The organism is Pseudomonas oryzihabitans, from assembly GCF_007665395.1.
Taxonomy (GTDB): Bacteria; Pseudomonadota; Gammaproteobacteria; order Pseudomonadales; family Pseudomonadaceae; genus Chryseomonas; species Chryseomonas psychrotolerans_C.
Window position 1 is genome coordinate 194997 of the sequence record NZ_VDND01000007.1, and the last position, 20306, is coordinate 215302.

General features: G+C 64.4%; 17 protein-coding genes. 7 read left to right on the plus strand and 10 right to left on the minus strand.

The genetic code is table 11. The annotated features are described in order from the left end of the window. Nucleotides 1–364 precede the first annotated feature (364 nt). From FSV73_RS16195 to FSV73_RS16220, 6 genes are all read right to left on the minus strand, one after another. Nucleotides 365–769 carry a BRO-N domain-containing protein gene (locus tag FSV73_RS16195; RefSeq protein ID WP_186309250.1) on the minus strand — a complete coding sequence of 135 codons (405 nt, stop codon included), beginning with the start codon at nt 767–769 and terminating at the stop codon, nt 365–367. A gap of 438 nt (nt 770–1207) precedes the next feature. Further along, nucleotides 1208–2251 carry a hypothetical protein gene (locus FSV73_RS16200; protein WP_145008870.1) on the minus strand — a complete coding sequence of 348 codons (1044 nt, stop codon included), beginning with the start codon at nt 2249–2251 and terminating at the stop codon, nt 1208–1210. A 185-nt stretch (nt 2252–2436) separates the two neighbouring features. Then, nucleotides 2437–3444, minus strand: coding sequence for a hypothetical protein (locus FSV73_RS16205; RefSeq protein WP_145008871.1), 1008 nt, complete (start codon nt 3442–3444; stop codon nt 2437–2439). A gap of 47 nt (nt 3445–3491) precedes the next feature. Then, a complete protein-coding gene (locus tag FSV73_RS16210; RefSeq protein ID WP_093254700.1) occupies nt 3492–4742 on the minus strand; it encodes a ribonucleotide-diphosphate reductase subunit beta in 1251 nt (416 codons plus the stop codon). 298 nt (nt 4743–5040) lie between these two features. Next, nucleotides 5041–7956, minus strand: a complete 2916-nt coding sequence (locus FSV73_RS16215) for a ribonucleoside-diphosphate reductase subunit alpha (protein WP_145008872.1) — start codon at nt 7954–7956, stop codon at nt 5041–5043. Nucleotides 7957–8575: 619 nt separating this feature from the next. Continuing rightward, nucleotides 8576–9316, minus strand: coding sequence for a 4'-phosphopantetheinyl transferase family protein (locus tag FSV73_RS16220; RefSeq protein ID WP_145008873.1), 741 nt, complete (start codon nt 9314–9316; stop codon nt 8576–8578). Nucleotides 9317–9704: 388 nt separating this feature from the next. Between FSV73_RS16220 and FSV73_RS16225 the strand changes: the two genes are divergently transcribed. Beyond that, on the plus strand, nt 9705–11051 hold the full coding sequence (locus FSV73_RS16225; RefSeq protein ID WP_145008874.1) for a dicarboxylate/amino acid:cation symporter: 1347 nt from the start codon (nt 9705–9707) through the stop codon (nt 11049–11051). A gap of 425 nt (nt 11052–11476) precedes the next feature. On the opposite strand, the gene FSV73_RS16230 is transcribed toward FSV73_RS16225, so the two are convergent. The 3 genes from FSV73_RS16230 to fabA all read right to left on the minus strand — a co-directional run bounded on the left by FSV73_RS16230 (nt 11477) and on the right by fabA (nt 14690). Next, the gene (locus FSV73_RS16230) at nt 11477–12691 is read right to left on the minus strand and encodes a sugar MFS transporter (protein WP_145008875.1); all 1215 of its coding nucleotides are present in this window, start codon (nt 12689–12691) and stop codon (nt 11477–11479) included. Nucleotides 12692–12945: 254 nt separating this feature from the next. Further along, nucleotides 12946–14163 (minus strand): beta-ketoacyl-ACP synthase I, encoded by a 1218-nt coding sequence (fabB, locus tag FSV73_RS16235; RefSeq protein WP_145008876.1) that lies wholly within the window; start codon nt 14161–14163, stop codon nt 12946–12948. An 11-nt stretch (nt 14164–14174) separates the two neighbouring features. After that, a complete protein-coding gene (fabA, locus tag FSV73_RS16240; protein ID WP_058761548.1) occupies nt 14175–14690 on the minus strand; it encodes a 3-hydroxyacyl-[acyl-carrier-protein] dehydratase FabA in 516 nt (171 codons plus the stop codon). A gap of 376 nt (nt 14691–15066) precedes the next feature. On the opposite strand from fabA, the gene FSV73_RS16245 reads away from it, so the two are divergent. The 6 genes from FSV73_RS16245 to FSV73_RS16270 are packed head-to-tail and all read left to right on the plus strand — an operon-like array spanning nt 15067 to nt 19053. Further along, the gene (locus FSV73_RS16245; RefSeq protein WP_145008877.1) at nt 15067–16089 is read left to right on the plus strand and encodes an NAD(P)H-dependent glycerol-3-phosphate dehydrogenase; all 1023 of its coding nucleotides are present in this window, start codon (nt 15067–15069) and stop codon (nt 16087–16089) included. 51 nt (nt 16090–16140) lie between these two features. Next, nucleotides 16141–16440 (plus strand): DUF4389 domain-containing protein, encoded by a 300-nt coding sequence (locus FSV73_RS16250; RefSeq protein WP_145008878.1) that lies wholly within the window; start codon nt 16141–16143, stop codon nt 16438–16440. Next, nucleotides 16437–16892, plus strand: coding sequence for a phosphohistidine phosphatase SixA (sixA, locus tag FSV73_RS16255; RefSeq protein WP_145008879.1), 456 nt, complete (start codon nt 16437–16439; stop codon nt 16890–16892). Before FSV73_RS16250 ends, sixA begins: the two co-directional genes overlap by 4 nt. 20 nt (nt 16893–16912) lie before the next feature. Further along, entirely contained in the window at nt 16913–17350 is a 438-nt protein-coding gene (locus tag FSV73_RS16260) for a hotdog fold thioesterase (protein ID WP_145008880.1), read from the plus strand. A gap of 2 nt (nt 17351–17352) precedes the next feature. Then, a complete protein-coding gene (locus FSV73_RS16265) occupies nt 17353–18234 on the plus strand; it encodes an alpha/beta fold hydrolase (protein ID WP_145008881.1) in 882 nt (293 codons plus the stop codon). 6 nt (nt 18235–18240) lie between these two features. Next, on the plus strand, nt 18241–19053 hold the full coding sequence (locus tag FSV73_RS16270; RefSeq protein WP_145008882.1) for a DUF4892 domain-containing protein: 813 nt from the start codon (nt 18241–18243) through the stop codon (nt 19051–19053). Here FSV73_RS16270 and FSV73_RS16275 read toward each other — a convergent pair. Beyond that, nucleotides 19050–20240: a CynX/NimT family MFS transporter gene (locus tag FSV73_RS16275; protein WP_260856093.1), complete on the minus strand. Its 1191-nt coding sequence runs from the start codon at nt 20238–20240 to the stop codon at nt 19050–19052. The two genes, FSV73_RS16270 and FSV73_RS16275, sit on opposite strands and share 4 nt — an antisense overlap. Nucleotides 20241–20306: the final 66 nt, after the last annotated feature.

A 20306-nucleotide genomic window follows, 5' to 3' on the forward strand; every position in this document is an offset into this window, starting at 1 on the left:
CGTCTCAGCCCAACCTACGCCAAACCCGTAGGTTGGGCTGAGCCCCGCGAAGCCCAACACCCCCAAGCCAAGCCCCCCCTCCGGCCCCCGTAGGTTGGCGCTGAGCGCAGCGAAGCCCAACACCCCCAAGCCAAGCCCCCCTCCAGGCCCCCGTAGGTTGGCGCTGAGCAAAGCGAAGCCCAACACGCCCAACCCGCACCCACCCTCCAGGACTCCCGTAGGTTGGCGCTGAGCCCAGCGAAGCCCAACACCCCCAAGCCACGCCCAAGCCACGCCCACCCCGTTGGGCTTCGACGATAAAGCCGTCTCAACCCAACCTACCCGAATCCCCCAAACCAAACTTCCAAACTACGCCCCTCGCACCTCAACCCGCTGGCTCACCGGCACGCACCCACAGCTTGAAGCCCAAGGGTTGGGCCACGTCGCTGAGCCGCAGCCAATGCTGGTCACGCCAATAGAGCAGGGGTAGCGGCTGGACGCCCAACATCACCTGGCCCTCCTCGGGCGTGGCGAGGCGACAGACGAAGGGCTTGAGCCCCTCCGCGCGCAGCCAGGCCTCGAAGCGCACGGCTTGGCTGGTGGGGCTGTTGATGATCAACCGCATCACATTCGCCAGGTCGATCAGTCGGAAGGGCTGCGCCTCGGGCCCTAGGCGCAGCCCGCCCTGGCTGCAATGGCGATGGATAGCCCTGAGGTCATCCGGATAACCCAGCAACAGGGCGATGTCGCTGCCATAGAACCAGGGTTGACCGTCGGCGAACTGATGCACACGTATGGGCCTGCCTTCGAACTGCAGGTGATGGTTGCCAGGCATATCCTTTACCCCTCTACCCAAGACCTCGCGGAAAACTATCCGCCTTCAGGAGGGCTGTCCCATGCTGATGACCCCAGGCACGCCCCTTCGAATCTGTGAATGAAATCACAAATTTCATTTTTTGTACAAATGGATATTCGGCGTGCGATTCTGCGCTGGTGATCGTCACGCTTCCCGGGCGCCAGGCTCATCCAGGTCCCCCAGCCACGAGCCGCAAGGCTGGCGGCCGCTTTCCCGGACAGCTTTACCGGGTTCAGGCGATCGTCAGGCTAAGGCTATCGATGGAGCCAGCTGATCCGGCAGATGACAATGCTGGCCTAGGCGCCGTGGCCATTCCGCTCCCGCATTCTTCGCCGCTTCCCGCCGCCACGAGGGTGAAACACGCTGGCTGGACTAAGGCTTCACCAGCGTCCGAATCGCCGCCGTCGGCAACCGCGCCGTGCTGCCATCCGCCAGGCGCAGGACGAAGGCCTCGCCCAGCGACCAGACCACCTGCACGTCCTGCAGCACGCACTGGTCGTTGGTGGGCAGCACCCTGGCTTGCTCCTTGGCGCAGTAGGACGCATCGAGCACGATGGCCTTGGCCTGGTAGTTACCCAGGCCCAGCGTCTTGACCATGGTTTCGGGCAGGGTGGTGAGCACCCCGCTATAGCCGGCCAGAACGAGGGCGAAGAACAGGGAAAACATAAGCGGAGGCTTCCAGCCGGCGATGAACACCATGGAGGTCATCGTCACGACGAAGCTGATGATAAAGGGGGCGATGGCCAGAGCGCCCCACTTGAGCAACGGCTGCCAACCGCTCACCAACGGATGGGCCTGCGCCAGCATCCAGAAAATGAAAAGGCCGACGACCATCGTCGGCAGGTAAGCCTCCCAGACGAACTTCAGGAAACTGAAGCGGCGCATGTCGAACAGCCATTGCACGACAATACCCGCCAGCAAGGTGATGGGAATGGGCGCCAGCAATGAAACGCTGAGGAACAACTCAGGATCGACGAAGAGAATGGCCGCATCGCTGAACCCCGCCAACAAATAGGGCACGAAGAACACCAGCGTCATCAACAGCATGATCTTGCGAAAGCGCCCCTCGCCGCGATAGGGCAGGGCGTAGGTGATGTCTTCCTTGATCGCCGCCGTATTGATAAAGCGGTAATAGACCCAGGCCCCAGGCAGGAACAGCGCAGCGACGAAGGCGCCTATGGTCAGGAAGCCCAGGCAGGCAGCCGCCAGCAACAGAGACGAAAATTGAAAGAGATCGAAGCTGGGATAGAAGTGATTACGGGCGAAATAGGCCAGGAACATCCCGAAGCCCAGGGTCGGCTGCAGCCCCTTGGCTAGTAGCGAAGCATGACGCCGCAGGGCGGTACCGGAGAACTCAAGGATGAAATCGAAAACGGCATCCGTGTCGGTGGCGGGTTGGTCTGTCCAGCGGGGCATAGGATCGTCCTTGGAGCAAAGCAACTTGGCAGGTTTCTCCAGGTAACAAATATCAAGCTGCCTTCCTGTTAAAGCTATTTCTATTTTAGGCTCGTGCTGTTCATGTTCCCGGCTTCCAGTCTGTTTATCTCTAGGTTAGATAGTGGCGTATGGGTTGGGGCATCTTGGTATGTATTCCGGTACTTTTAGGGTTTTTCAGGTTTTTGTGCTGTTCCAATTGTTTCTTGGCTGCTTGCTATCAACATGCCTGCATTTGATTTGAATTCGGCTTTGTTGATTTCGATAGAGTTTGATTTTCCAACTAGCGTATTTAGCTGCTTTGTCAACATGACAGCAGAGCTTTTTAATTCTGTATCAAGTTCTGGCAAGGGATGTCCGTTAGCTTCTAGTGTTTCTTTGATCTTTAGTATATTTAGTAATGCTTCCGATCGTTCGCGTATTGATACTTCATCGAGTTTTTCATTGGATTGATTTAGAACGTACTGCGAGCCGGTAGTCATTATTACTGTTACAACTGCAATAACTAGCGGGTTTGCTGAAATTTTAGCAAAGAAACTACCCGATTCAATTTTTTCAATTGAAACGTTCGCTTCCAGCATGCTCATTCCAAGCATGTTGCATGTGGTTTCCACAATCTTTGTGAATGCGTTTAGCTTAGCGGAAAATTCATCAAGATTAGTGTGGTCGTCTGTATATACAGTGATTGTTGGTAGGTTTTGATTTTCTTGGTGCGGTCGAAGTGCTTCACTTACAGATTTTATTTTTCCGAGTGAGATTCTAACTTCTAGTGCTGACTCTATTAATTCTTGGCAAGTATTTATATTCGCCTCGCTAAGGTAGTTGTCTAGAGAATTTACAAAATTTCTAAATTTGTTGGCTGTCTTGTTCAGTAAACTTTCTTCGGATTTAGAAAGTGCTTCGGCTATTTTGTGAGAATTTATGAATATTTGGCTAGTTTTTCCTGATTTCAGAATGGAATTTACTTCGGACATTGCTTGTGAAAATAAATTCGATGCAACACTGTGGGTTCTGTGTGGATCCCCGGCGGATAACATTCCAAAGATATGGAAAGCTTGACCCAGAAGCTTGTAATTTTTTTCTGAAAGTTGGTCTATTATTGATAATAGGGCGGTTTCTTCTTCAATGCTCTTTTCCGCTTCTACGTATTTTTCTGAAAGCTTTTCTGTGATCAATTTAGAGTCCTTAAAAAAGAGCGCAATTAAGCGCTCTTTTTATTGTTTTAATCCCAGCTCAACGCCCCACCGGTCTGATACTCGATCACGCGCGTCTCGAAGAAGTTCTTCTCCTTCTTGAGGTCCATGATCTCGCTCATCCAGGGGAAGGGGTTGGTGGCGCCCGGGTATTCTTCCTTGAGGCCGATCTGGGTCAGGCGGCGGTTGGCGATGAACTTGAGGTAGTCCTCCATCATCGCCGCGTTCATGCCCAGCACGCCGCGGGGCATGGTGTCGCGGGCGTATTCGATCTCCAGCTGGGTGCCCTGGAGGATCATCTGGGTGGCTTCGTCCTTCATCTGGGCATCCCAAAGGCTCGGGTTCTCGATCTTGATCTGGTTGATCATGTCGATGCCGAAGTTCAGGTGCATGGACTCGTCACGCAGGATGTACTGGAACTGCTCGGCGGTGCCGGTCATCTTGTTGCGGCGACCCATGGAGAGGATCTGGGTGAAGCCGCAATAGAAGAAGATGCCTTCCAGCACGCAGTAGTAGGCGATCAGGTTCTTGAGGAACTGGCGATCGGTCTCCGGGGTGCCGGTCTTGAACTCGGGGTCGGAGATGGAACGGGTGTACTTCAGGCCCCAGCTGGCCTTCTTCGCGACGCTCGGGATCTCGTGGTACATGTTGAAGATCTCGCCTTCATCCATGCCCAGCGACTCGATGCAGTACTGGTAGGCGTGGGTATGGATCGCCTCTTCGAAGGCCTGGCGCAGGATGTACTGGCGGCATTCGGGGTTGGTGATCAGGCGGTAGACGGCCAGCACCAGGTTGTTGGCGACCAGGGAGTCGGCGGTGGAGAAGAAGCCGAGGTTGCGCTTGACGATGCGGCGCTCGTCCTCGGTGAGGCCGTCCGCGCTCTTCCAGGTCGCGATGTCGGCGTTCATGTTCACTTCCTGGGGCATCCAGTGGTTGGCGCAACCATCCAGGTACTTCTGCCAGGCCCAGTCGTACTTGAAGGGCACGAGCTGGTTGAGGTCGGCGCGGGCGTTGATCATCTGCTTGTCGCCGACGTGCACGCGCGCGGAGGAGCCTTCCAGGTCGTCCAGGCCTTCCTGGATGTCCAGCTCGTTCAGCGCGGCCTTGGCGCGGGCCACGGCGTCGGAGTCGTCGGCGGACAGGGCGCGGGCGTCATGGACGAGGGCGTCGCCCTCGGAGTCCAGGCGCTCGGTTTGGGCAGGGGCCTGCTGGCCAGCGGCCTGGGCGGGCTTGGCGGGGGTGGTGTCGTCGTCTTTGTCGAATTCTTCCCAGTTCAGCATGGGGTGTCTCCTGGGTGGCTATGAGGTGGGGGCGGGGCGGCGTGGCCCTCACCCTAGCCCTCTCCCGGGGGGAGAGGGGATCTGTAGCTTTGGGTGTGGGGGTTGGCCCTCACCCTGGCCCTCTCCCAGGGGGAGAGGGGATCTGGAGCTTTGGGTGTGGGGGTGGGCCCTCACCCTGACTCTCTCCCAGGGGGAGAGGGGATCTGGAGCTTTGGGTGTAGGGGTTGGCCCTCGCCCTGACCCTCTCCCAGGGGGAGAGGGGATAAAACAGTAGCCCTCTGCTAGAGAGGGCTGGGTGTTACTGGCAGGCTTCGCACTCGGGATCGTCGAGGCTGCAGGCCTTGGGGACCGGAGCGGGGGCCGGGGCGGGCGCCGCTTCGACCTTCTGGGCCGGGGCGGGCGCGGCGCTGGCCTGGACGCCGGTGATGGGGTCGGCGCTCACGGCGTTCAGCTTGCCGGTGTTGATGGTCGACTTCTCGGTGCTGGTGGCGGCCAGGGCACGGAGGTAGTAGGTGGTCTTCAGACCGCGGAACCAGGCCATGCGGTAGGTCACGTCGAGCTTCTTGCCCGAGGCGCCGGCGATGTACAGATTCAGCGACTGGGCCTGGTCGATCCACTTCTGGCGACGGCTGGCGGCCTCGACGATCCACTTGGTCTCCACTTCGAAGGCGGTGGCGTAGAGGTCCTTCAGATCCTGCGGGATGCGCTCGATCTGCTGTACGGAGCCGTCGTAGTACTTGAGGTCGTTGACCATCACCGAGTCCCACAGGCCGCGGGCCTTGAGGTCGCGTACCAGGTAGGGGTTGATGACGGTGAATTCGCCCGAGAGGTTCGACTTCACATAGAGGTTCTGGTAAGTCGGCTCGATCGACTGGGACACGCCGGTGATGTTGGCGATGGTCGCGGTCGGCGCGATGGCCATGATGTTGGAGTTGCGGATGCCTTGCTTGGCACGCTCGCGCAGCGGGGTCCAGTCCAGGGTCTCGGACAGGTCGACCTCGATGTACTTGGCGCCGCGCTCTTCGATCAGGCGCTTCTCGGAATCGATCGGCAGAATGCCCTGGGACCACAGCGAGCCCTGGAAGCTGGAGTAGCTGCCGCGCTCTTCGGCCAGGTCACAGGAGGCCTCGATGGCGTAGTAGCTGATCACTTCCATGGAGGTGTCGGCGAACTGCACGGCGGCATCGGAACCGTAGGCGATGTGCTGCAGGTACAGCGCATCCTGGAAGCCCATGATGCCCATGCCGACCGGACGGTGCTTGAGGTTGGAGTTCTCCGCCTGGGGCACCGAGTAGTAGTTGATGTCGATGACGTTGTCGAGCATGCGCACGGCAGTCTTCACGGTGCGGGCGACCTTGGCGGTGTCCAGCTTGCCGTCGACGATGTGGTTCACCAGGTTCACCGAACCCAGGTTGCACACGGCGATCTCGTCCTTGTTGGTGTTCAGGGTGATCTCGGTGCAGAGGTTGGAGCTGTGCACCACGCCCACGTGCTGCTGCGGGCTGCGCAGGTTGCACGGGTCCTTGAAGGTCAGCCATGGGTGGCCGGTCTCGAACAGCATGGACAGCATCTTGCGCCAGAGGTCCTTGGCCTTGATGGTCTTGTGCAGCTTGAGCTTGCCGTACTCGGTCAGGGCTTCGTAGTACTCGTAGCGCTCTTCGAAGGCCTTGCCGTAGAGGTCGTGCAGATCGGGCACGTCGGCGGGGGAGAACAGGGTCCAGTTGCCGTCCTCGAAGACGCGCTTCATGAACAGGTCGGGGATCCAGTTGGCGGTGTTCATGTCGTGGGTACGCCGACGGTCGTCACCGGTGTTCTTGCGCAGCTCGAGGAATTCCTCGATGTCCAGGTGCCAGGTTTCCAGGTAGGCGCAGACCGCGCCCTTGCGCTTGCCGCCCTGGTTGACCGCCACGGCGGTGTCGTTGACCACCTTGAGGAAGGGCACGACGCCCTGGCTCTTGCCGTTGGTGCCCTTGATGTAGGAGCCCAGGGCGCGCACCGGGGTCCAGTCGTTGCCCAGGCCGCCGGCGAACTTGGAGAGCATGGCGTTATCGTGGATGGCGCCATAGATGCCGGACAGGTCGTCGGGCACGGTGGTCAGGTAGCAGCTGGACAGCTGCGGACGCAGGGTGCCGGCGTTGAACAGGGTCGGGGTAGACGCCATGTAGTCGAAGCTGGCCAGCAGGTTGTAGAACTCGATGGCGCGGGCTTCTTTATCCTTCTCCATGTGCGCCAGGCCCATGGCCACGCGCATGAAGAACAGCTGCGGCAGCTCGAAGCGGGTGCCGTGGCTGTGCAGGAAGTAGCGGTCGTACAGGGTCTGCAGGCCCAGGTAGGTGAACTGCTGGTCGCGCTCGTGATCGATGGCGGCGCCCAGGCGCGCCAGGTCGAAGCTGGCCAGTTTCGGGTCCAGCAGCTCCAGCTCCACGCCCTTGGCGACGTAGGCGGGCAGGGCCTTGGCGTAGAGGTCGGCCATCTCGTGGTGGGTGGCGGACTCGGCCACGCCGAGGAAGCTCAGGCCTTCGGCGCGCAGGCTGTCCATCAGCAGGCGGGCGGTGACGTAGGAATAGTTGGGCTCACGCTCGACCAGGGTGCGGGCGGTCATCACCAGGGCGGTGTTGACGTCCTTCTCGGCCACGCCGTCGTACAGGTTCTTCAGGGTTTCCTTCTGGATCAGCTCGCCATTCACCTCTTCGAGGCCTTCGCAGGCTTCGCTGATGATGGTGTTCAGGCGACCCATGTCCAGCGGCTGGGTGGTGCCGTCGGCCTTGGTCACGCGGATGCTCGGGTGCGGCTCGGCGATGTCGCTGGCGGCGCCTTGCTTGCGCTCCTGGCTGCGGGCCTCACGGTAGATCACGTAGCTGCGGGCGACCTTCTGCTCGCCGGCGCGCATCAGGGCCAGTTCGACCTGGTCCTGGATCTCTTCGATGTGGATGGTGCCACCCGAGGGCATGCGGCGCTTAAAAGTGCTGCTGACCTGGTCGGTGAGCTGCTTGACGGTGGTGTGGATGCGCGAGGAGGCCGCGGCGGTACCGCCTTCTACGGCGAGGAAAGCCTTGCTGATGGCCACGGTGATCTTGTCGTCGGTGTAGGGGACGACGGTACCGTTGCGCTTGATGACGCGCAGTTGACCGGGGGCGGTGGCGCCCAGGTCCTGGCTGGCCTCTTGCGCCGGGCGGCCCTGCTGGGCTTGCTCGCGGGTCAGGTCGGTGTGCATGCGGAACTCCCTTGATCGGAAAGAGAGGACCGTCGGCGTACCGACGATCCGGAAGAGTGTTGGCTCAGTGCCTGCGCGACGACTGCCTGTCGCGCCTTTACCAATGAAGATTCCAACGAAAAGCCGTGCCGACGCCGATTCCCGAAGGAGCCGGCGGGCGGGGTCCGAGACCCTGGAAATTCATAATTCGGGCGACAGGATAAGCCCTCCTCGTAAGGGAAGACAGTCTTGACAGGGGGGTGTTTCGGCGTCCCAGCCCAGACCGACGAACTGCTATATATGGTGGTGTAGTGACGAAAGGGCCACTAGATGTCGCGTTTGTCACGTTTTGGTCTGTGGATAAGACGTGGATAAGCTGTTCGGGACGCGGGGGTATCCTGGGGGTGGCGGCAGGCCAGTGCGCGTGAACGCTGGGCTCAGAGCGCAGTGGTCAAATAACGTACAACTTGAACCGCTGTCGCGCAGGGGAGTGTCGGCGGATATACCGGTTCGCTATGAGCGCCAGGCTCACCAGAAGAAAAGAATAGATAGCCACCTGCGACGTTCTGCCCCGATCGAGTCGCGGGTCTTTGCCGCGGACGCAGCTACCCTTCCTTTATAGGCAGCCTGGCACCGGCCTTCAGGCGCGCGGTGCGAGCAGGGTCAGCAGGCGCTGCTCCTGGTCCAGGCGGAAATGACCGCGCAATTCCGTGCCCAGCCGCCAGCGGGGGGAGAGCTCCAGCAGCAGCCGGATGTCGAAGGTACCCGCCGGATCGACGGCGAGGATCTCGGCATCCTGGAAGAAGAACATCGTCCGGACCTGGGGATGCAGCGCCTTGAACAGGCTCTCCTTGGCCGAGAACGCCAGGGTGATGGCGAAGGCCTGGGCTTCCTCGTCCAGCGGTTGCAGCCGTTCCAGTTCGGCCGGGGTGAGGATCTGGTCGGCCAGGCGCAGGGCCTTGCCCGGTTCCAGCAGGGACTCGGCGTCCAGGCCAAGTCCCAGGTAATCCGCCGCGCGCCCGACCACCGCCGCGGCCCAGCCGTGGCTGTGGGTGATGGCGCCGACCTGCCCGGCGGGCCAGGCGGGCCCGCGGTCCTCCAGGCGATGGCCGGGGACGGCGGCCGTGCCGGTCAGCTGCCTCAACGCCTCCCGGGCGCAGAGGCGGCCGGCCAGGTATTCGGCCTGGCGCTTGGCCACCGCGCGGCGGATGTTGTCCGGTGGCTGGATACCCAGGCGCCGGGCATCGCGCTCGAGCTCCACCCGGGCGGGATCGAAATGGCAGTGCTGGAGCGCCAGCGAGGCGAGCGCCGGGCTCAGGGGTGCCAGCGGCTCGGGCGCGCTGCAACACCCGGGCAGCAGGTCGGGGGGCAGGGGACTCATCTCAGCCGGCCACCTGGCCGAGGCGCTTGGGACAGCAGGGGATCACGGCGCGCTCCAGTGCGAAAGGCGGGCAAAGGATAGCCGACTACCGGCTCATGCTGGCGGAAAACCGCCTCGGGTGTGGGGGGATTTCCGCCCGTTTCCGTCGGATGGCGGGGTTCCGCCCGCCGCCCTCTACTAGACTTGCCGTTGAAAGGTGCATGAAAGCTGGCCCTTTGATTGCGCGGGCAAAGGTGGAACGGCGATTGCTTAGCTACAGCCAGATACCGGTGCCACCGTCAGCACGGCCACCGGGTCCACAACAAAAAGCTCTCAGGATGAGAGAGCCACTTTCAGTCAGGTGCCCACTCAGACAGGACGTCAGGCAGTGGCCACAAGGGAAAGAGCCATGACAGCAACCGTCGACACAACAACTACTACTGCTCCCGCGCCCAAGCGACCCGTCAAGCAACCCCTGTACAAGAGCCTGTACTTCCAGGTGATCGTGGCGATCGTGCTGGGTGTCCTGCTCGGCCACTTCTATCCCCAGACCGGCGCTGCCATGAAGCCGCTGGGCGACGGTTTCATCAAGCTGATCAAGATGGTCATCGCGCCCATCATCTTCTGCACCGTGGTGACCGGTATCGCCGGCATGCAGAACATGAAGGCCGTGGGCAAGACCGGTGGCATGGCGCTGCTGTACTTCGAGATCTTCTCCACCATCGCGCTGCTGATCGGCCTGATCGTGGTCAACATCGTCCAGCCGGGCGCCGGCATGAACGTCGACGTCAGCACCCTGGACACCAAGGGCATCGCGGCCTATGCCGCTGCCGCGGAAAAGCAGACCACCATCGATTTCCTGCTGAACATCATCCCGTCGACGGTGGTCAACGCCTTCGCCACCGGTGAGATCCTGCAGGTGCTGTTCTTCGCCGTGCTGTTCGGCTATGCCCTGCACCGCCTGGGCGAGACCGGTCAACTGGTGTTCAACTTCATCGACCGCATCTCCCACGTCTTCTTCAACATCATCAACGTCATCATGAAGCTGGCGCCCATCGGTGCCTTCGGCGCCATGGCCTTCACCATTGGCAAGTACGGCGTCGGCACCCTGGTGCAGCTGGGCTACCTGATGGCCTGCTTCTACATCACCTGCCTGCTGTTCGTGCTGATCGTGCTGGGTGCCGTGGCCCGCTTCCACGGCTTCAGCATCCTCAAGTTCATCCGCTACATCCGTGAAGAACTGCTGATCGTGCTGGGTACCTCGTCCTCCGAGTCCGCCCTGCCGCGCATGCTGACCAAGATGCAGAAGCTGGGCGCCGAGAAGTCGGTGGTTGGCCTGGTGATCCCCACCGGCTACTCCTTCAACCTCGACGGTACCGCCATCTACCTGACCATGGCCGCGGTGTTCATCGCCCAGGCCACCAACACCCAGATGGACATGACCCACCAGATCACCCTGCTGCTGGTGCTGCTGATCTCCTCCAAGGGCGCCGCGGGCGTCACCGGTAGCGGCTTCATCGTGCTGGCCGCCACCCTGTCCGCCGTCGGTCACGTACCGGTCGCCGGCCTGGCGCTGATCCTGGGTATCGACCGCTTCATGTCCGAAGCCCGGGCCCTGACCAACCTGGTCGGCAACGGCGTCGCCTCCATCGTGGTCGCCAAGTGGTGCGGCCAGCTGGACGAGCAGGCGCTGCACACCGAACTGGCCCGTGGGCCGAGCGCCATCGAGGTCGAGGAAGCCCGTCAGACCGCCTGAGCCTGAGGCGGGGACCGCTCCTGGCGCCGTCCCTCGGGTAACCGCGAAACGCCCGTCTCGAAAGAGACGGGCGTTTTCTTTTGCCTGGCGTTCGGCCAGGGTGGGGCGATCCAGCCGCTCCAGCCCCTGCTGCCGGTTCCCGTGCTCAGCGGGCGGGGGCATACCCTGCCTGGCTCCTTGCCAGCCCTGTCGGGGAAGGTACGCCCAGGGGGCCGCAGCCGGCCGTTCCCGAGGCTTTCTCACGCAAGGCAGCGGCAGGGCCAGGCCACTTCGAATAGGGGAGCGCAGCGCACTGTCCGGCACGGGGGCGGGTCGGTTGCGGAGAGGCGGGAGAGGGAAGGGAAAGGGTAAGGCAGAGGGGAGACAGGCGCGGAACGCGGGAGGAGGGGTGAAGCGCTGGCAGGACGCCAGCGCTTCGAGGGGGATCAGCGACGCAGGGTGGGGCGATAGCCCATCACGCCGTAGAACAGGATGTAGACGTAGCAGATCAGCGGGATCACGAAGGAGGGCAGCAGGCCGATGGTGTCGGCGAAGTAGCCCTGGATGGCCGGCACCAGGGCGCCACCGACGATACCCATGCACAGCAGGCCCGAACCCTTGGAGGTGAACTTGCCGAGGCCCTTCAGTGCCAGGGAGAAGATGGTCGGGAACATGATGGAGTTGAAGAAGCCGATGGCCAGCAACGCCCACATGGCGACCTTGCCGCCCTGCAGCACGGCCACGGCCAGCAGCACGCCGATGGCGATGGCGTTGAAGGTCAGTACCAGATTCGGCCGCACCTTGGTCATGATCACGCCGCCGATGAAGCGACCGACCATGGCGCCACCCCAGTAGAGGGACAGGTACTTGGCGGCGGTGGCGGCGTTCAGGCCGGCCACGTCCGGGCTTTCCATCAGGCTCACCAGGTAGCTGCCGATGGACACTTCCGCACCCACGTACATGAAGATGCCGACCACGCCGAGCAGCAGGTGGCGATAGGCCCAGACGCTGCTGGCGGCGAGGGCGTTCTCGTCGGTGGCGTTGTCCTGCTCGGTGTCCTTGATCTGCGGCAGGCGGAACAGGCCGATGATCACCGCCAGGGCGACCAGCATGCCGGCCAGGATCAGGTAGGGCAGCTGCACCGAGTGGGCCGCGGAGTCTTCGCCGACCAGGGCGAGGATGGTCACGGCGCCGACCAGCGGGCCGACGGTGGTGCCCAGGGAGTTGAAGGCCTGGGTCAGGTTGAGGCGCGAGGCCGCGGTTTCCGGCTTGCCGAGGATGGTGACGTAGGGGTTCGCCGCCACCTGCAGCACGGTGATGCCGGCCGCCAGGACGAACAGGGCTGTGAGGAAGAAGCCGTAGGACTGGGCTCCCGCCGCGGGATAGAACAGTACGCAGCCGACGCCGGCGGTGAGCAGGCCGACGATGATGCCTTTCTTGTAGCCCAGGCTCTCCACCAGCCGGCCGGCCGGGAAGGAGACGATGAAGTAGGCGGTGAAGAAGCAGAACTGGATCAGCGAGGCTTGCAGATAGCTGAGGGTGAAGACCGCCTTGAGGTGGGGGATCAGGATGTCGTTCAGCGAGGTGATCAGACCCCACATGAAGAACAGCATGGTGAGGACGATCAAGGGTCCGCGGTAGCTCTGGTTTTGATTGTGCATTGGGGCTCCATGGGTGCAACGGTTTCTTGTCTCTGCCCAGTCTGGCCGGACAGCGCTGTCTAAGGCGGCTGCGCAAGTACAGCGAGGCGGCGCGAGATTAAGCTATTCGCGCTGCTGAATCCATTCTTCCTGGAGGTTCGCAGGCGAAGTGCCGGCGCCTTCGACCGCGGGGCGGGTGACCGGTTCAGCGGGCCCCGAAGCGGAAATGAAAAACGGCGCCAGAGGCGCCGTTTGGGTCACACGAGCGAGGCCTATCAGCCCTGCCAGCGCTTGAGGACCAGGGTGGCGTTGGTACCGCCGAAGCCGAAGCTGTTGCTCATGATGAGATCCAGTTTGGCGTTTTCCTTGGTCTCGCGCAGGATCGGCAGGTCGGCGACCTCGGGATCCAGCTCTTCGATGTTGGCCGAGCCGGCGATGAAGTTGCCTTCCATCATCAGCATGCAGTAGATGGCCTCGTGCACACCGGCGGCGCCCAGGGAGTGACCCGACAGGCTCTTGGTGGAGCTGATGGCCGGGGCCTTGTCGCCGAACACGGCGCGTACGCCCTTGATCTCGGCCACGTCGCCCACCGGGGTGGAGGTGCCGTGGGTGTTCAGGTAGTCGATCTCGCCGTCGACGGTGGACAGCGCCTGCTGCATGCAGCGGATGGCGCCTTCGCCGCTCGGGGCGACCATGTCGTAGCCGTCGGAGGTGGCGCCATAGCCGACGATCTCGGCATAGATCTTGGCGCCACGCGCCAGGGCGTGCTCGAGTTCCTCGACCACCACCATGCCGCCGCCGCCGGCGATGACGAAGCCGTCACGCTTGCTGTCGTAGGCACGGGAGGCCTTTTCCGGCGTCTCGTTGTAGTCGCTGGAGAGCGCGCCCATGGCGTCGAACAGCATGCTCTGGCTCCAGTGCTCTTCCTCGCCACCACCAGCGAAGACCACGTCCTGCTTGCCGAGCTGGATCTGCTCCATGGCCAGGCCGATGCAGTGGGCGCTGGTGGCGCAGGCCGAGGCTACCGAGTAGTTCAGGCCCTTGATCTTGAAGGGGGTGGCCAGGCAGGCGGAGACCGTGCTGCTCATGGTCCGGGTCACGCGGTAGGGACCGACGCGCTTGACGCCCTTCTCGCGCAGGATGTCCAGGGCTTCCATCTGGTTGAAGGTGGAAGCGCCACCGGAACCGGCGATCAGGCCGGTGCGGGGGTTGGAGACCTGCTCTTCGGAGAGACCGGAGTCCTTGATCGCCTGCTCCATCGCCAGGTAGGCGTAGGCGGCGGCATCGCCGACGAAGCGCTTGACCTTGCGGTCGATCAATTCTTCGAGGTTCAGGTCGATGGAACCGGAAACCTGACTGCGCAGACCCATCTCGGCGTATTCCGCGTTGTGACGGATGCCGGCACGGCCCGCGCGCAGGTTGGCGGAAACGGTGTCTTTATCATTGCCCAGGCACGAAACGATACCCAGACCGGTAATGACGACGCGACGCATGCGAAAAGCCCTTAGAAGCTGTCGGTGGAAGTGAACAGGCCGACGCGCAGACCTTCGGCGGAGTAGATCTCGCGGCCGTCCACGCTAACGGTGCCATCGGCGATGGCCAGAATGAGCGACCTGTTGATGGTGCGCTTGATATGGATATTGTAGGTGACCTTCTTGGCCGTCGGCAGTACCTGGCCGAAGAACTTGACTTCGCCGGAGCCCAGCGCGCGACCGCGACCCGGGTTGCCCTGCCAGCCAAGGTAGAAACCGACCAGTTGCCACATGGCATCCAAGCCAAGGCAACCCGGCATCACCGGATCGCCTTCGAAATGACAACCGAAGAACCAGAGGTCGGGACGGATGTCGAGTTCCGCCACCAGTTCGCCCTTGCCGTATTTCCCGCCTACCTCGCTGATATGCACGATCCGATCGATCATCAGCATGTTCGGCGCGGGCAGTTGGGCATTACCCGGCCCGAAGAGCTCGCCACGGCTGCAGCGCAGCAAGTCTTCGTAGGTAAAGGCGTGTTGTTTGGTCATGCAAGCTCCTGTAGCTGGCCTAGATCCAGGCTCTGGCGACTCCAAGGTCGCTCTGGGTATGGCTTCGTGTAGCAGTAGACTGCCGGGGCATCGGGAAAGTCACAGGCCAGCGCCCCGCTCGTTAACGGACCATTGTGCACTTTCCGCAGTCAATTCTCCATCCTGGGCGGCTGTTGGTGGTCTCGCCCATGGGCGCAAGGTCAGGCGCAAGGCCAGGGAGACGGGCGCTGCACGGGCATAAGTTGGGCATCTGGCCGGCCTTTTCAACGCCCTTCGGTCGCCGGGCCGCCGTGGTGAGAAGGGGCGCTGGGCCGCGTGAGCGGCTACCGTATACTGGCGACCAGGCCGCGCGATCGCGGTGCAGACGAGAGTTTCGATGACAGTCCAATCCCCCATCGCCGTCCTGGGCGGCGGCAGTTTCGGTACCGCCCTGGCCAATCTGGTCGCCGAGAACGGGCTGCCCGTGCGCCTCTGGATGCGCGATCCGCAGCAGGCCGAGACGATCCGCCGCGAGCGCGAGAATCCGCGCTACCTCAAGGGCATCAAGGTGCACGCCGCGGTGGAGGCCACCAGCGACCTGCAGGCCGCCATCGCCGGTTGCGAGCTGGTGCTGGTGGCGCTGCCGTCGAGCGCCCTGCGCCAGGCCCTGGCACCCATCGCCCGTGAGTTGGAAGGACGCTTCCTGGTCAGCACCACCAAGGGCATCGAGGCCCACTCCTTCATGCTGATGAGCGAGATCCTGGCGGAGATCGTGCCGCGGGCGCGCATCGGCATCATCTCCGGGCCCAACCTCGCCCGGGAGATCGCCGAGCATCAACTCACCGCCACCGTGGTGGCCAGCGAGGACGAGGAGGTCTGCCGCCAGGTGCAGGCGGCGCTGCACGGGCGCACCTTCCGCGTCTACGCCAGCGCCGACCGGCTCGGCGTGGAGCTGGCCGGGGCGCTGAAGAACGTCTACGCCATCATCGCCGGCATGGCCGCGGCGCTAGAGATGGGCGAGAACACCCGCAGCATGCTGATCACCCGCGCCCTGGCGGAGATGACCCGCTTCGCCGTGCAGCGCGGCGCCAATCCCATCACCTACCTGGGCCTGGCCGGGGTCGGCGACCTGATCGTCACCTGCTCGTCCGAAAAAAGTCGCAACTACCGGGTGGGGCATGCGCTGGGGCTCGGGCTCAGTCTGGACGAGGCGGTGGCGCAGATCGGCGAGACCGCCGAGGGCGTCAACACCCTCCGGGTATTGAAGGAAAAAGCGGATGAACTGGGCGTCTACATGCCCCTGGTCAACGGCCTCTATGCCATCCTGTTCGAGGGGCGCAGCCTGGGTCAGGTGATCGAGGCGCTGATGGGCGGCGAGCCCAAGACTGACGTCGACGTGGCCGACGCCCCCTTCGGCTGAGCGTCCGTCCAGGCGCTGAGCCGCTACACTGATTGAAAAAGAGGAATTTCCATGTCCGAACCCGTGCATTCCCGCGAGCTGCTAGGCCTGCGCCTGATCTGGATGCTGTTGTTCCTGTTCGTCTGGCTGGGTGCGCAGTACCTGCTGGCGGTGGTGGTGCTGGTGCAGCTGGTGGTCCGGCTGATCAAGGGCGAGGCAAACCCGGGCCTGATCGCCTTCGGTGCCGCGCTGGCGACCTATCTCGCCCAGATCGTGCGCTTCGGTACCTTCGCCAGCGAGGTGAAGCCCTGGCCGTTCGCCGACTGGCCGGCCGAGGCGGGGCGCGACGAGCGGTCCGCGACCGCGCCATGAGACTCTGGCTGCTGCGCCATGGCGAGGCCGAGGCTCGCGCACCCAGCGACGAACAGCGCGAGCTGACCGCCGCCGGGCGCGCCGCGGTCGTGCGCAGTGCCCAGGCGCTAAGTGGCGCCGGGTTGCAGCTGATCCTGACCAGCCCCTATGTACGGGCGCGGCAGACCGCCGTCCTGGTGCAAGGGCAACTGGGCTGGCCGGATGAGCCGCGCCTGGCCGACTGGGCGACCCCCGACGGCGCGCCCGAGCAGGCCTTGAACGAACTGGCACGGCTGGAATTGGCCGAGCTGCTGCTGGTGACCCACAACCCCTTCGTCGGCGAGCTGGCCGGTTGGCTGCTGCACGGGCATCGGCAGGCGCCAGTCGCCATGGGTACCGCCTCGCTGCTGTGCCTGGAAGCGCCGCTGCCCCTGGCCGGTGGTTTCACGCTGGTCACCCGCGTCGATAGCTGACCACTGTGCAGGGAAAGAGCATGAGCATCTGGCAGACCCTTCCGGATCCCGCGGACCTCACCCGTCAGCTCGAGAACACCCTGGGCGAGCACCTGGACATGCGCATCGAGGCCTGGGACGACACCAGCCTGACCGCCAGCATGGTGGTGGATCGCCGTACCCACCAGCCGATGGGCCTGCTGCATGGCGGCGCCTCGGTGGCCCTCGCGGAAACCGTGGGCTCCATCGCCAGCATGCTCTGCGTCGATCGCGCACGCTTTTACTGCGTGGGCCAGGAAATCAACGCCAACCACCTGCGCGGGGTAAGGTCCGGGCGGGTGACGGCGGTGGCCCGTTCGCTGCACCTGGGCCGCAGCAGCCACGTCTGGGACATCCGCCTGAGCGATGACGAAGGGCGTTTGACCTGCGTGTCGCGCCTGACCGTGGCCGTGGTGCCGCTGCAGCGGGACGCCTCCTGAAGATGACGGCGCACGTCCAGGAGCTACGGCTCGAGCTACCCCATGTGGAGTTGAGCGCGCGAGCCTGCGGCCCGGAAGACGGCTATCCGGTATTGGCGCTGCATGGCTGGCTGGACAACGCCATGACCTTCGCCCAGCTGGCGCCGCGGCTGCATGGCCTGCGCATCGTCGCCCTAGACCTGCCCGGGCACGGCTTGTCGGCGCACCGGCCGCCCGGGGTCGGCTACGCCATCCAGGACTATGTGCTGGACGTGCTGGCCGCCGCCGAGCAACTGGGCTGGGCGCGCTTCGGCCTGCTCGGCCACTCCATGGGCGCCATCGTCGGCGTGATCGCCGCCGCAGCCTTGCCGGAGCGGATCGCACGCCTGGCGCTGATCGACGGCCTGCTGCCCTACACCACGCCGGCAGACGAGGTGCCCGAGAAGCTGGGCAAGGCGCTGCTCGCTGAACTGGAACTGCCCAACCGCCGCAAGCCGGTCTATGCCAGCGTGGCAGAGGCCGTGGCGGCGCGCTTGCGCGGCGCCCTGACGGTGAGTCGGGAGGCGGCCGAGCTGCTGGCCGAGCGTGGCCTGATGGCCGTGCCCGGGGGCTACACCTGGCGCTCCGATCCGCACCTGCGGCTGCCGAGTCGGCTGAGGTTCACACCCGAGCAGGCCCGCGCCTGCGTGCGGGCCCTGGCGTGCCCGACCGCCCTGGTGATCGCCGCGGATGGCTTGCTGCGGCCCCATCCGGAGGCCCTGGCGTTGGCCCGGGAGCAGGCCTGTTTCACCCTCCACGAGCTGCCCGGCGGGCACCATCTGCACCTGGACGACGCCCAGGGCGCCCAGGCCGTCGCAGATTGTTTCAATGCCTTCTTTGCCGCCACGACCGGGGTGGACGAATAATGCGGCATGCCTAGCCGTCCGCCTCATCCCCGCTGCCTGTCCCTCCGCCCGATGCTGTTGCTCGGCCTGCTGCTGCTCGGCGGCTGGGCCCAGGCGGCGGTACTGCCCGAACTCGCGCCCCTGGATCACGCCCAACTCATCCGCGAGGCCGGACCGGCAACGGCCGAGCGCCTCTACCCGCTGGGGCCTGCCAGTCGCATCGGCGGCCGCCTGCGGCTGGAGGATTCGCTGCAGGTCGAGGGCGAGCTCCTGACCCAGACCTTCGAACTGGCCAGCGGCCACCCGCCGCTGGCACGCCTCGACGGCGAACGCCAGCGGTTGCAGCAGCAGGGCGCGACGCTGCTCTACTGGTGTGAGGGACGTGATTGCGGTGCCAGCAACGTCATCGCCAACACGGTACTGGGCGAGGCCATGCTCTTTGGGCCCGACGACCAGCAGGGCCTGATGGTGCTGCAGTTGGCGGAGCCCCAGACGCTGCTGACGCTGTACGGCATCACCCGCGGCAATCGCCGTGGCTACCTGCACGCCGAGCGCCTGCGGGCCAACCAGCCCTTGCCCGAGTCGTTGCCCACCGCCGCCACCCTGCTCAAGGAATTGCAGCGCGACGGCCAGCTACTGCTGCCGGCACTGGCTGAGCCACCGGCGGCGCCCTGGATCGCACGCCTCGCCGCGGCGCTGGCGCTCAATGGCGATGTGGCCGTGACCCTGGGCGGCGCCCAGGCCGAGGCCTGGCAGGGCGCCCTGCGGGACGCCGGCGTCCGCGCACCGCGGCTGCAGGCCGACGGCAACCGGCCCGCCGGGCTCTACCGGCGTTCCTAGACGTCGTTGACGTAGCGGGTGCGGCCCGCACCCAGGCCGAACAGGGTGGCCAGCACCGCGATCAGGCAGAACAACACTCCCATGGGCGCCCAGCTGTGGGTGGCGTCGTGCAGCACGCCGACCAGCAGCGGGCCGAGGGAGGCCAGGCTGTAGCCCGCCCCCTGGGCCATGCCGGATAGCCGCCCGGCGGTTTCCGCATCCCGCGAGCGCAGCACCAGCAGCGCCAGCGCCAGGCTGAAGGTGCCGCCCTGGCCCAGCCCCAGCACCACCGCCCACAGCCAGAGGCTGCCCACCGGGGCATAGAGACAGCCGAGCAGGCCGGCGAGGGTGAGGGCCATCACCACCACGATGGCCAGCCGCTGGTCGCGCCCGCGGGTCGCCAGCCAGGGGGCGGTCAGGGCACTGAGCAACTGGGTCAGTACCGAGCCGGACAGCATCAGGCCGGCCTGCACGGTGCCCAGGCCGCGATCCATCAACAGGGTGGGCAGCCAGCCGAACACGATGTAGGCCAGCGAGGATTGCAGGCCCATGTAGAGGGTGATCTGCCAGGCCAGGCGATTGCGCCAGAGGGAACCGCCCGCGCCCCGCGGCGGCGTCCTGCTCGGCGGCTGGCGCAGTTGCGGCAGCCAGACCAGCAGGGCCACCAGGGCCACCAGCGCCCAGGCGGCGAGGGCCGGCTGCCAGTGGCCGCCGAAGGCCTCGGCGAGCGGTGCGGTGGCGCCGGCGGCCAGGGCGGCGCCGATGCACAGCATCATGGTGTAGAGCCCCATCAGTTGCCCCGCCTGGGCGGGGAAATCGCGCTTGACCAGGGCCGGCAGCAGCACTCCGAGGATACCGATGCAGGCCCCGGCCACCAGGCTGCCGAGAAACAGCCCGGCGGGTGGCAGCAGGCTGCGCAGGACGATACCCGCCGCCAGCAGCGCCAGGATGGCGCCCAGGGCGCGTTCGCTGCCCCAACGGCGCGCCAGGCGCGGTGCCAGGGGGGCGAACAGGCCGAGGCAGAGTACCGGCAGGGTGGTGAGCAGGCCGACGGCGCTGCTGGAAAGACCGGTGCTGCCCTCGATCTGGCGCAGCAGGGGCGCCAGGCTGGAGAGCGCCGGACGCAGGTTGAGGGCGATGAGCATGAGGCTGGCGAGCAACAGGCCGCGTTGCCAGGGGGTGGGGCGGGAGGTGGCGAGAGAGGACATGGGCACCGCGCTGACCGGAGAAACCGCCAATGCTAGCGCACCCTGGCCATAACGCACGGCGCGCGT

Bases quoted from the DNA above. Each gene is read 5' to 3' on its own strand.
- FSV73_RS16200 (WP_145008870.1), bottom strand. From the start codon at position 2,251: ATGCCCCGCTGGACAGACCAACCCGCCACCGACACGGATGCCGTTTTC.
- FSV73_RS16210 (WP_093254700.1), bottom strand. From the start codon at position 4,742: ATGCTGAACTGGGAAGAATTCGACAAAGACGACGACACCACCCCCGCC.
- FSV73_RS16215 (WP_145008872.1), bottom strand. From the start codon at position 7,956: ATGCACACCGACCTGACCCGCGAGCAAGCCCAGCAGGGCCGCCCGGCG.
- FSV73_RS16220 (WP_145008873.1), bottom strand. From the start codon at position 9,316: ATGAGTCCCCTGCCCCCCGACCTGCTGCCCGGGTGTTGCAGCGCGCCC.
- FSV73_RS16225 (WP_145008874.1), top strand. From the start codon at position 9,705: ATGACAGCAACCGTCGACACAACAACTACTACTGCTCCCGCGCCCAAG.
- FSV73_RS16230 (WP_145008875.1), bottom strand. From the start codon at position 12,691: ATGCACAATCAAAACCAGAGCTACCGCGGACCCTTGATCGTCCTCACC.
- fabB (WP_145008876.1), bottom strand. From the start codon at position 14,163: ATGCGTCGCGTCGTCATTACCGGTCTGGGTATCGTTTCGTGCCTGGGC.
- fabA (WP_058761548.1), bottom strand. From the start codon at position 14,690: ATGACCAAACAACACGCCTTTACCTACGAAGACTTGCTGCGCTGCAGC.
- FSV73_RS16245 (WP_145008877.1), top strand. From the start codon at position 15,067: ATGACAGTCCAATCCCCCATCGCCGTCCTGGGCGGCGGCAGTTTCGGT.
- FSV73_RS16250 (WP_145008878.1), top strand. From the start codon at position 16,141: ATGTCCGAACCCGTGCATTCCCGCGAGCTGCTAGGCCTGCGCCTGATC.
- sixA (WP_145008879.1), top strand. From the start codon at position 16,437: ATGAGACTCTGGCTGCTGCGCCATGGCGAGGCCGAGGCTCGCGCACCC.
- FSV73_RS16260 (WP_145008880.1), top strand. From the start codon at position 16,913: ATGAGCATCTGGCAGACCCTTCCGGATCCCGCGGACCTCACCCGTCAG.
- FSV73_RS16265 (WP_145008881.1), top strand. From the start codon at position 17,353: ATGACGGCGCACGTCCAGGAGCTACGGCTCGAGCTACCCCATGTGGAG.
- FSV73_RS16270 (WP_145008882.1), top strand. From the start codon at position 18,241: ATGCCTAGCCGTCCGCCTCATCCCCGCTGCCTGTCCCTCCGCCCGATG.
- FSV73_RS16275 (WP_260856093.1), bottom strand. From the start codon at position 20,240: ATGTCCTCTCTCGCCACCTCCCGCCCCACCCCCTGGCAACGCGGCCTG.